General features: G+C 73.3%; 11 protein-coding genes and 1 riboswitch. Of the genes, 6 read left to right on the top strand and 5 right to left on the bottom strand.

What is annotated here, in order from left to right:
- Nucleotides 1–150: 150 nt before the first annotated feature.
- The 4 genes from ACFRMQ_RS31660 to ACFRMQ_RS31645 all read right to left on the bottom strand — a co-directional run bounded on the left by ACFRMQ_RS31660 (nucleotide 151) and on the right by ACFRMQ_RS31645 (nucleotide 4,417).
- Nucleotides 151–1,365, bottom strand: coding sequence for an alpha/beta hydrolase family protein (locus ACFRMQ_RS31660; RefSeq protein WP_380734156.1), 1,215 nt, complete (start codon nucleotides 1,363–1,365; stop codon nucleotides 151–153).
- Nucleotides 1,366–1,486: 121 nt separating this feature from the next.
- Nucleotides 1,487–2,179 carry a hypothetical protein gene (locus ACFRMQ_RS31655; protein ID WP_380734155.1) on the bottom strand — a complete coding sequence of 231 codons (693 nt, stop codon included), beginning with the start codon at nucleotides 2,177–2,179 and terminating at the stop codon, nucleotides 1,487–1,489.
- Nucleotides 2,180–2,735: 556 nt separating this feature from the next.
- A complete protein-coding gene (locus ACFRMQ_RS31650) occupies nucleotides 2,736–3,800 on the bottom strand; it encodes a serine hydrolase domain-containing protein (RefSeq protein ID WP_380734154.1) in 1,065 nt (354 codons plus the stop codon).
- 203 nt (nucleotides 3,801–4,003) lie between these two features.
- Nucleotides 4,004–4,417, bottom strand: a complete 414-nt coding sequence (locus ACFRMQ_RS31645) for an HIT family protein (RefSeq protein WP_380734153.1) — start codon at nucleotides 4,415–4,417, stop codon at nucleotides 4,004–4,006.
- A 183-nt stretch (nucleotides 4,418–4,600) separates the two neighbouring features.
- Between ACFRMQ_RS31645 and ACFRMQ_RS31640 the strand changes: the two genes are divergently transcribed.
- Entirely contained in the window at nucleotides 4,601–4,789 is a 189-nt protein-coding gene (locus ACFRMQ_RS31640; protein WP_380734152.1) for a YegP family protein, read from the top strand.
- An 84-nt stretch (nucleotides 4,790–4,873) separates the two neighbouring features.
- Here the strand turns inward: ACFRMQ_RS31640 and ACFRMQ_RS31635 are convergent, their stop codons facing one another.
- Nucleotides 4,874–5,569 (bottom strand): MSMEG_1061 family FMN-dependent PPOX-type flavoprotein, encoded by a 696-nt coding sequence (locus tag ACFRMQ_RS31635; protein WP_380734151.1) that lies wholly within the window; start codon nucleotides 5,567–5,569, stop codon nucleotides 4,874–4,876.
- A gap of 135 nt (nucleotides 5,570–5,704) precedes the next feature.
- Between ACFRMQ_RS31635 and ACFRMQ_RS31630 the strand changes: the two genes are divergently transcribed.
- The 5 genes from ACFRMQ_RS31630 to ribH all read left to right on the top strand — a co-directional run bounded on the left by ACFRMQ_RS31630 (nucleotide 5,705) and on the right by ribH (nucleotide 9,899).
- Nucleotides 5,705–6,019, top strand: a complete 315-nt coding sequence (locus ACFRMQ_RS31630) for an antibiotic biosynthesis monooxygenase family protein (protein ID WP_380734150.1) — start codon at nucleotides 5,705–5,707, stop codon at nucleotides 6,017–6,019.
- Between the two features lie 262 nt (nucleotides 6,020–6,281).
- Nucleotides 6,282–6,409, top strand: a riboswitch (FMN riboswitch).
- 225 nt (nucleotides 6,410–6,634) lie between these two features.
- Nucleotides 6,635–7,390: a riboflavin synthase gene (locus ACFRMQ_RS31625; RefSeq protein ID WP_380734148.1), complete on the top strand. Its 756-nt coding sequence runs from the start codon at nucleotides 6,635–6,637 to the stop codon at nucleotides 7,388–7,390.
- On the top strand, nucleotides 7,387–8,034 hold the full coding sequence (locus tag ACFRMQ_RS31620; RefSeq protein WP_380734147.1) for a nicotinamide riboside transporter PnuC: 648 nt from the start codon (nucleotides 7,387–7,389) through the stop codon (nucleotides 8,032–8,034). The genes ACFRMQ_RS31625 and ACFRMQ_RS31620 overlap by 4 nt, the downstream gene beginning before the upstream one ends.
- Nucleotides 8,031–9,305 (top strand): bifunctional 3,4-dihydroxy-2-butanone-4-phosphate synthase/GTP cyclohydrolase II, encoded by a 1,275-nt coding sequence (locus ACFRMQ_RS31615; protein WP_380734146.1) that lies wholly within the window; start codon nucleotides 8,031–8,033, stop codon nucleotides 9,303–9,305. The genes ACFRMQ_RS31620 and ACFRMQ_RS31615 overlap by 4 nt, the downstream gene beginning before the upstream one ends.
- Before the next feature lie 120 nt (nucleotides 9,306–9,425).
- Nucleotides 9,426–9,899, top strand: coding sequence for a 6,7-dimethyl-8-ribityllumazine synthase (gene ribH, locus ACFRMQ_RS31610; protein WP_380734145.1), 474 nt, complete (start codon nucleotides 9,426–9,428; stop codon nucleotides 9,897–9,899).
- Nucleotides 9,900–9,949 lie beyond the last annotated feature (50 nt).

Below are 9,949 nucleotides of genomic sequence, written 5' to 3'. Positions count from 1 at the left end.
GGGGGCCCCCCCCGGCGGCGGCGCGACCCCCGCCCCGCGGGGGGGGTCCCGGGCTGAGCGCCGCCCCCACCGCGACAGGACGGGCCCGTCGGCGCGCACCGCACGCCCCCGACCGGGTGCCCTGTCGCCGGGTGCGGCGGAGGGCGGTCGTCAGGGAGTGAACCGCACCTCGGGGTAGGCGGCGCTGGGCCCGTCGAGCAGCGGCTGCGGGATGCCCTTCAGCTGGAGGTCGAAGAACGCCCCGACGTACTGCCGCGTGACGGCGACGGCACGCCGGCCGTCGATGGTGGTGTGCGGGCCCTTGGGGATGCCGAGACCGTCGAAGAAGACCGGAAGGTCGGTGAAGCTGCCGTGGTCGGAGCCGTCGACCGTCAGCAGGCGCTTCCAGCCGTCCAGCCGGGCAAAGCTCGTGACCCAGGTCGAGTCCTGGCGGCCGTTGTCGAGTGGGTGGCCGATCATCATGAACGGCTTGCCCTTGAGGCCGGACTCGGGCACCAGGTAGTGCATGGTGCCGTCCAGGTTCACCCCGGCCCGGATCCGGTCGTCGGTGAGCAGGGCCGGGACGGTGGAGGCGCCGCCGGCCGAGTGTCCGGCCATGCCGATCCGGTCGCGGTCGATCAGCCGGGCGTACCGCCAGGCCGGGTGCGGGCGGTTGGTCAGCTGGTCGATGACGAAGGAGACGTCCTTCGCCCGGCCCGCCTCCAGGAGGGCCGAGGCCTTGTCGTCGCTGCCGTCGACCTTCCCGCAGGCCTCGCAGGGGAGTGTCCGCCCGTCGGGGAAGGTGGTGCCGGTGTTCTCGTAGGTGTGGTCGATCACCGCCACGACGTAGCCGTGGCTGGTCAGATCCTCGGCGAGGCCGCTGAGTGTGGCGCGCGGCATGGTGAAACCGGGGGAGAGGACCACCAGCGGGTAGTGGCTCCCCTGCGGGCGGGCGCCGGACTCCGCCCAGGTCCGGGTGCCGGACACCGCCTCGGTCGGGAGGGTGTTGCCCGGCAGCTTCCCGTCCAGCAGCGCCCTGGCGGCCGCGGGCGTCATGTGCGGGGCGGGGGTGCCCGTCCCGGCGCGCGCGGGGTAGTACATCGAGACCATCAGCTGGCGCGGGCCGGCGGACGGCACCCACGGGTCGGGGCGGTTCTGGTCCACCAGGTGCAGGACCTCCTCTCCGACCGCGAACGGCCCGGTCGGGCGCGGGAGTTCGACCGGGGCGGTGGCCTGGGTGGCCTGGATGGTCTGGGTGGCCTGGCCGGTCGGGGAGGTGGCGGAGTTGACGGGTGGCGCGGCCAGGGCGGGCGCGGCGGCGGCGACGGACAGCGGCAGGGCGAGCAGCAGGGTGGCCGCGGCGGCGGTTGCTCGAAGTCGGCTCATGTCGGCGACGGTAGTTCGCGGGCACGTGAGTTGACGTCGGCTCAGGGGTGTACTGCTCCCTTCCGGGTGGGGGTCCTGACGCCCTTAAGGGGGAAGTCATCCAACGGCGGTCACCCGGCGGTCACCCGACGGCCGTCATCCGGAGATCCTCCAGGAAGCCTGCGGCCGCACGGGCGTTGAGCACCGTGAAGGTGAGCGGGAGCCCGGCCGAGTGTGTTCGGATCTCCAACTCGCCGAGGCCGGAGGCCCGGGCGGAACACACCTCCGCCCACGGGTAGGTCTCCGTCGCGGCCAGCGGGTGCGGCGGCCGGTGCACCAGCCCGCCGGCCGTCACCGTCAGCCGCCCCCGTGCGAAGCGGACGCCCCCCTCGGCGCGCAGCGTCTCGTGCAGAGCGGCGCGGAGCCAGGGGGAAAGGCGCTCCTCCAGCTCCCGGAACAGCCCGCCCATCCCGCACAGGTGCGCCAGTGCCAGGGGCTCGCCCGTTCCGACCCGCCATATTCGCCCGTGCTCGTGCGCTCCGCGCGGCCCGCCGGGGGAGTACTCGGTGGCCTCCACCGCACTCCAGGGCAGCGGCTCCTCGCCTCCGCCCGCCGACACCAGCACCAGCCCGCCCTCGTGGACCCGTACCGACCGCAGCCCGGGCGACGGCCGCAGCCGCTCGTACCCGCTCACCGCCACCACCGCGGCGGCGGCCAGCACGGCCGCGGGCCACCACTCACCGAGCGCCAGGCAGACCACCAGGGAGAGGGCCGCCCCGCAGGAGTGCAGCCACACCCGAGCCCGCCGGGACAGCGGCCGGAACCGTCGGTACACCCGCACCACCGGACCGAGTCGACCGACCGGAGCGACCGGACCGGCCGACCGCACGTGTGCCGGCGAACACGTCACCGCCATGTCGGCCCCCTTCTTCCAGGCGGATCCCCTCATGGGAACCGCGACTGCCGGAACCCAGCATCGACCGCTCGGAGCCTCCGCCGACAGTGCCAATCGGCACATACTGGCCTGAAGCACCTCCGCCATCATCGCGCCCCGGCCGCAGCCCTTCGCCACCGGGGTGGGTGCCGGTGACACGGGAGGGGGAGGGCGTGACCACCGGGTTCGGCGCAGGCGGCGGCCGGGCGCCGGGAGGTTCGGGGAAGGCCGTCGATCCGGGCCCGGCGCGGTCGTGGACGCAGCCGCGGCCGCGGACACCCGAACCTGCCGATCGGCACTGTCGGCGGAGGCCGCGAAGAGTCGATCCTGAGCATCCGGAAGTTGCGGCTCCCCCGAGGAGCCCCCGGAGCGAAGGGAGTTCGGCATGGCAGGCGTGCTCGTCACGGCGGTGGCGCGGGTGGAGGCCCTCCTGTCCCGGTGGAGCGGCTCCCGGCCCTCACCCCGTCGACGCGAACTCGTTCTGCAGCCTGCGCAGCAGCGCGGTGCCGGCCGGATCGGCCGGGCGGCGGGTGTTGGCCAGCGCCACCACGCCCACCCGCTTCTCGGGGTCGAACGCCACGAACGACCGGAAGCCGCCGGTGCCCCCGTTGTGCCAGATCTGGAGGTGCCCGCCCTGCTGGGTGTGCAGACGGTGGCCGAGCCAGCCCAGGTGCGTCCAGGCGAACGGGTTGACGCGGTGACGGGTCTCCCGGGTGAGGGCGATCGCGGACGCCAGCGGCGCCTCCGGCTCGCGCTCGGCGTCGAGTTGGGCCCGCAGGAACGCCACGAGGTCGGCGGCCGTCGACCGGAGCCCGCCCATCCCGGGGATGGCCGCCAGGTTCCAGTACGGCACCGGCCGACCGCCCTGGGTGTGCCCGTGTGCCAGCCGCGCGGACTGCTCCGCGTCCGAGCGCACGCAGGTGTCCACCAGGCCCAGCGGCGCGCAGACCTCGCGGGCCACCAACTCCTCGTACCCGGTGCCGGACCGCCGTGCGAGGGCCAGGCCGAGCAGCCCCGCGCCGAGGTTGGAGTAGCGGAAGCTGCGCCCGGGTACGGCCCGCAGCCGCGTCCGGGCGAGTCCGTCGAGCACCTCCTCGACCGTGCAACCGGCGTACGGATCAGGACTGTTGGGCTTCAGAAGGGAGGTCATCAGCATGCCCCGGGGCAGGCGGGGGAGCCCCGAGGTGTGGGTGGCGAGGTGCCGCAGGGTGATCGGCTGCGCGCCCTTGACCGGGACGACGGCGGGCTCGCCCGCGGGCCCGGTGAGCACCTCGGCGAGCGGCTCGTCCAGCCGGACCCGCCCGTCGAGGGCCAGCCGGGCGAGCGCGAGCGAGGTGAACACCTTGGTGACGGAGCCTATTTCGAACAGCGTGTGCGGTCCTGGTGTGCCGCCGTCCGGGCCGATCCGTCCCGCGCCGCGGATCTCCACGCCGTCGCCGGCCAACCCGGCGACCACCGCCCCGACGCGTCGGCCCGCGAGCCGGTCGGCCGTCTGCTGCACGAGGCAGGCGAGTTCGTTCATGCACGCGAGCCTAGATGCCTCCGGAGGGCGGATCGTCAGCCCGGAAAACGATTTCGATCCCCTCCGATGTTCCTGCGGAGACACACCCTCGCGGCGCCCCTCCCGGTCCGCTCCGCCATGCCCGCCATGCCCGCCGTGCCCTCCGTGCCTCGAACGGTGCGAACGGTACGAACGGCGGGAGCGCCACGGAGCCCGTGGCCGGCTCAGGCCTCCAGTGCCGCCCGCAGTCGTGCCGCGACCTCCGCCGCCCCCGCCTCGTCCGGATACCGTCGGCGCGGCCAGAAGAACCCGCGCAGCCCGTCCTTCGGATTGCGCGGCACGACGTGGACGTGGAGGTGGGGCACCGACTGGCTGATCCGGTTGTTGGCCGCCACGAAACTGCCCGCCGCGCCCAGGCCGCGCTCCACGGCCGCCGCCACCCGCTGCACCCGCAGGAAGAACGGCCCGACCTCGGTCGTCGGCAGGTCGGCCAGCGTCGCGTGGTGGGCGCGCGGCACCACCAGGACGTGTCCGGGGAACAGCGGCCGACGGTCCAGGAAGGCGACCGCCACCTCGTCGTCCAGCACCCGGTGCGCGGGCTCGTCGCCCGCCACCACCGCACAGAAGACGCAGTCCATCCGTCCATTCAAACCGGCGGCGGGCCGCCCCGGCATCTCCGCGAAACCCCGTGGACCGGGCTTCACCCGTCCGGCCGCCGACCAGGTGCGGGCGCCCCGGGGCCGGGCGCACGGTGCTGCCGGGGGCCGGACCGCGGGCGCATCGAGCGCCCGGTCAGGAGGCCCCGCGAGGAGGTGGCCCGGATGGCGGGCAAGTTCGAGGTCTATCAGGACGCCGGTGGCAAGTACCGGTTCCGGCTCAAGGCGGGCAACGGCGAGATCGTCGCCACCGGGCAGGGCTACGCGAGCAAGGACGCCGCCCACAAGGGCGTCGAAGCGGTCCAGCGGGCCGCCGACGGCGCGGCGGTGGTGGACGTCCCCAAGGCCGCCTGACCGTGCGAGGTGCGGAGCCCGGCCCACCCGGCCCGCCCGAGCCGGCCGCCGGGCACCCCCTCGCGTCGCCGAGCCCCCGGCACCTCACTCGTACCGGTACAGCAGCGCCTCCCGCTCGGTCTGCTCGATCATCTCCACGGTCAGGGACTCGTCCCGCAGGTGCGAGAGCGTGACCTCCGCCGAACTCGGCTGCGCGTCCTTGACCAGCCAGTTCTCCGGTTTCCATGCCGAGGCCCGCAGGAAGGCCTTCGGGCAGTGCCCGTACACCTCCTCGACCGCGACCACGATCGCGCTGCGCGGCGGCTTGCCGACGGCGGTCAGCTGCCGCAGCAGCTCCGGGTCGGTCGAGACGCAGGCCCGCCCGTTGACCCGCAGCGTGGCGTCCCGGCCCGGGACGACGAAGAGCAGTCCGATCCGACCGGTCTCCACGATGTTGTGCAGGGTGTCCAACCGCTTGTTGCCGGTGGCGTCCGGAATGGCCAGGGTGTACTCGTCGAGCACCGAGACCAGCCCGGCCGGGCCGCCGCGCGGGGAGACGTCGCAGCGTCCGGCGGCGTCCGCGCTGGCGACGAAGACCAGGGAGGAGCAGGCGATCAGCCGCTGTGCGACCTCGTGCAGGTGGTCGACCTGCTTGCGGCGCGCATGCTCGCCGGGCTGCTCGTAGACCTCGCGCAACTGGTCGGCGTCGGTGAGCGCGCCCGTACGGAGGGCGTCGAACAGTCCGCTCGGCCGGTCAGGCAGGAGGGCTGACGAAGTGGCAGATTCCGGTGTGGTCGTCATACCGGGAATGTAGCGGAGGCCGACCGGAAGGCCTCCCGAAGCGGCTCGGAAAATCCCCGTCGCCACCCCTCCCCACCAGCGGTTTTCCGCTCATAATGGGGCCAGGGACGCCAGCCGTAGCCGGAGGTGGTGGTCGTGATCGTAAGAATCTGGGCCGGGCAGGTCCTGGCCGGTCGCATCGAGGAGTTCTGCGCGCACCTGGCCGGTCAGGTGATCCCGCAGCTGGGGCGTACGGACGGCTGCTTCGGCGGTGAGCTGCTGCGCTCGGTGGCCGAGGACGGCCACCGGGTGCTCGTGGTGAGCCGCTGGCGCGACGAGGAGGCCCTACGCGGGTACGCCGGGCCGATGTGGCGGATCCGGCCGGTCTGGTCGGAGGGCGAGCTGAGCTACCTCGCCCACCCGCCGGTGGTCACCCACTTCACGTCGATGGCCGCCCCCGCCGTTCCATGATCCACGGCATCCCCCGAAGGCGCGGCACCCCCTCGACGCCACGACCGCCTCTTCGAAGCCGTTCCCCGAAGCCGCGACCCGAGTCGTGCCCCCGAGTCGTGTCCCCGAGGCCGTGATCGCCCTGGCCGGCGGCACCTCTGGATCCGGGGCCCACGACGCGCCGCCGTGCATTCCCGGTCGGCCCGTGAAACAGAGCACAGCCGCAAGCCCTCCCGGCCCTGCGCCGTCCGTGGCAGAATGTCGGCATCAAGCAGTGACGTTCAGCGCACTCCGGGGTCGGTGAAAATCCGAACCGGCGGTTACAGTCCGCGACCCGTCCGCAGCCAGCGGCCGGTTGACCAGGTGAAATTCCTGGACCGACGGTTAAAGTCCGGATGGGAGGCGTGCGCGGGCGGACGAAGAGCAGTACCCGTGGTCCATCGGCAGGTGACAGCCTTCCCGGACCTCGGTCAGGTGTAGCGACGGGAGCGGTGTCTCCCGAGCCGGGTGAGCGATCTCCCGGTGGTTTCGGGCATCCCGGTGACGGGTGTCGCCCTCCGCCCGTGCGCCGGTGCCCGTCCGTGTCATCTCCCATGTCGCCCCGGAGTCCGCGCCCCAAGCGCGAGGAGAACCCGGGTGTTCACCGGCATCATCGAAGAGCTCGGCGAGGTCGTGTCGATCGAGGAGATCGGCGACTCCTCGCGCATCCGCCTGCGCGGCCCGGTGGTCTGTACCGGTGCCCGCCACGGCGACTCCATCGCGGTCAACGGCGTCTGCCTGACCGTCGTCGACGGCCCGGAGGAACTGGCCGCCGGCACCGGCGAGTTCAGTGCCGACGTGATGGCCGAGACGCTGAACCGGTCCAGCCTCGGCGAGTTGAAGCCCGGCTCCCGGGTCAACCTGGAACGCGCCATGGCGCTCGGTGCCCGACTGGGCGGCCACCTCGTCCAGGGACATGTCGACGCCACCGGGCGGCTGTTGAGCCGCGAGCCCGGTGAGCGCGACGCGGCCGGCGAGCTGCGCTGGGAGGTGCTGCGGTTCTCGCTGCCCGAGACCGTCTCCCGCTACCTGGTGGAGAAGGGCTCGATCACGGTCGACGGCGTCAGCCTCACCGTGGTGGAGGCCGCCTGGGACAGCTTCACCGTCAGCCTCATCCCGACCACCCTCGCGCTGACCACACTGGGTGCCAAGGCCGTCGGTGAGAGCGTCAACCTGGAGGTGGACGTGCTCGCGAAGTACGTCGAGCGCCTCCTGGAGTCCCGCGCGCTCCCCACCCCGCCGAACCTGTCCGGGCCGGCCACCCCGCCGAACCCGTCCGGCGCGTCCGGCCCGTCCAACCTGTCCGACCCGTCCGGTCCGCCGGCCGACGGCACCCCGGGGGAGTCCCAGTGAGCTGGCTCAGCGGCGAGGCGTTCACCGTCCTCGGCGAACACGTCAAGTGGGCCGACATGATCGGCAACATCTTCGGCCTCGGAGGGCTCGCGCTCGGCTGGCGCCGCTCGGTCTGGAGCTGGCCGGTCCAGCTGCTGTCCGGCGCGGTGCTGATCGCCGCCTACCTCGGCGGCCACGTCCCCGGCCTCATCGGCAAGCAGCTGATCGTGATCGCCACCGCCTCCTGGGGCTGGGCGCAATGGCAGCGAGGCCGCCGCGACGGCGGCACGATCGCCGTCCGGTTCGCGAGCTGGCGCGAGCGGCTCGTGCTGGTGGCGGGCACCGCGGCCGGCACCGTCGGGCTCGCCCTGCTCTTCACGTCCTTCCCCAGCCTCTCCTGGAGTCCCTGGTCGGACGCCTACATCTTCGTCGGCACACTGGCCGCGATGGTCGCCCAGGCCCGCGGCTGGGTGGAGTTCTGGTTCGCCTGGATCGCGGTCGACGCGGTCGGCGTGCCGTTCGCCTTCAACAGCGGCTACACCTTCTCCGGCCTCACCTACTCCGTCTACTTCGTCCTGGTGCTGCTCGGCCTGCGCTCCTGGTGGCTGAGCAGCCGTGAGTCGCGCGTCAAGTCCGCCACCGTTCCACAGGGAGTCACGGCATGACCGAGAACCAGACCCGCGCCGCCGAGTCCGAGGACCCCGAACTCGTCCTCGACCCGGTCGAGCGGGCGATCGCCGACATCGCCCTCGGCCGCGCCGTGGTCGTCGTCGATGACGAGGACCGCGAGAACGAGGGGGACCTCGTCTTCGCGGCCTCCGCCGCCACCCCCGAACTGATGGCCTTCACCATCCGCTACAGCTCCGGCGTGATCTGCGCCCCGATGACCGGCGAGGAGCTGGACCGCCTCAAGCTCCCGCCGATGACCCAGGTCAACGAGGACCGCAAGGGCACCGCGTACACCGTCTCGGTGGACGCCCGGGACGGGATCGACACCGGCATCTCCGCCGCCGACCGCGCCCGCACCGTACGGCTGCTCTCCTCGTCGGGCACCGAGCCGGGCGACCTCACCCGCCCCGGGCACGTCTTCCCGCTGCGCGCGGTCGAGGGCGGGGTGCTGGTCCGCCCCGGCCACACCGAGGCCGCCGTCGACCTGGCCCGGCTCGCCGGACTCTCTCCGGCCGGCGCGATCGCCGAGGTGGTCAACGACGACGGCACCATGGCCCGGCTGCCCGAGCTGGTCGCCTTCGCCCGCGAGCACGGTCTCGCGATCATCTCCATCGAGGACCTGATCGCCTACCGCCGCCGCACCGAGCTGCACGTCGACCGGGCCGCCGTCACCGCGCTGCCCACCGCGCACGGCGAGTTCACCGCGGTCGGCTACCAGGGCACCATCGACGGCGTCGAGCACCTCGCGCTGGTCGCCGGCGGCCTGGACGCGGAGGGCCGGCTGCCGGACGGCGAGGACGTCCTGGTGCGGGTCCACTCCGAGTGCCTGACCGGCGACGTCTTCGGCTCGCTGCGCTGCGACTGCGGCCCGCAGCTGGAGGCCTCGCTGCGGCGGATCGCCGAGGCCGGGCGCGGCGTGGTGGTGTACCTGCGCGGCCACGAGGGGCGGGGCATCGGTCTGGCCCACAAGCTGCGCGCGTACGAGCTCCAGGAGCAGGGGCGGGACACCGTCGACGCCAACCTGGACCTCGGCCTGCCCGCCGACGCCCGCGACTACAGCATCGCGGCCCAGATGCTGGTGGACCTCGGGGTCCGTTCGCTCAGCCTGATCACCAACAACCCGCAGAAGCTGACCGCGCTCACCGAGCACGGGCTCAAGGTCAAGGGGCGCGAGGCGGTCGAGATCGCGCCCAGCGAGCACAACCTGCGCTATCTGCGCACCAAGCGCGACCGGATGGGTCACGACCTGCCCGGCCTCGGTTCCTGAGCCCGGAGACACGCCCGGCACCAGGGGCACATCCGGCCCCACGTCCGACCCAGACCCACGTCGGACCCACTCCCACGCCCGACCCAGACCCACGCCCGACCCCAGAGAACGGAACAGAACATGAGCGGCCACGGAGCCCCCGAGCTGACCATCGAAGGCACCGCAGACCTCAAGGTCGCCGTCGTCGCCGCCCAGTGGCACGACAAGGTGATGAACGGTCTGCTGGACGGTGCCCACCGCGCCCTCAAGGAGCTGGGCATCGCCGAGCCGACCGTCCTGCGGGTGCCCGGCACCTTCGAGCTGCCGGTCGCCGCCAAGCGCCTCGCCGAGCGCGGCTACGACGCCGTGGTGGCCCTCGGCGTGGTGATCCGGGGTGGCACCCCGCACTTCGACTACGTCTGCCAGGCGGCCACCACCGGTCTCACCCAGGTCAGTGTCGACACCGGCGTCCCGGTCGGCTTCGGCGTGCTGACCTGCGACAACGAGGAGCAGGCGATCGACCGCGCGGGCCTGCCGGGCTCCGCCGAGGACAAGGGCCACGAGGCCGTCACCGCGGCCGTCGCCACCGCCGCCGTGCTGCGCGCCGCCCTCTGAGGACGGGCCTCCCGGTCCCGGAGCGTGGACGTCCACGGACTGTCCACGCT

The organism is Kitasatospora sp. NPDC056783, from assembly GCF_042789895.1.
Lineage (GTDB): Bacteria > Actinomycetota > Actinomycetes > Streptomycetales > Streptomycetaceae > Kitasatospora.
This window is presented reverse-complemented; position numbering and strand designations above follow the sequence as displayed.

Coding starts and splice junctions, on each gene's coding strand:
- ACFRMQ_RS31660 (WP_380734156.1), bottom strand. CDS start 1,365: ATGAGCCGACTTCGAGCAACCGCCGCCGCGGCCACCCTGCTGCTCGCC.
- ACFRMQ_RS31650 (WP_380734154.1), bottom strand. CDS start 3,800: ATGAACGAACTCGCCTGCCTCGTGCAGCAGACGGCCGACCGGCTCGCG.
- ACFRMQ_RS31645 (WP_380734153.1), bottom strand. CDS start 4,417: ATGGACTGCGTCTTCTGTGCGGTGGTGGCGGGCGACGAGCCCGCGCAC.
- ACFRMQ_RS31640 (WP_380734152.1), top strand. CDS start 4,601: ATGGCGGGCAAGTTCGAGGTCTATCAGGACGCCGGTGGCAAGTACCGG.
- ACFRMQ_RS31635 (WP_380734151.1), bottom strand. CDS start 5,569: ATGACGACCACACCGGAATCTGCCACTTCGTCAGCCCTCCTGCCTGAC.
- ACFRMQ_RS31615 (WP_380734146.1), top strand. CDS start 8,031: ATGACCGAGAACCAGACCCGCGCCGCCGAGTCCGAGGACCCCGAACTC.
- ribH (WP_380734145.1), top strand. CDS start 9,426: ATGAGCGGCCACGGAGCCCCCGAGCTGACCATCGAAGGCACCGCAGAC.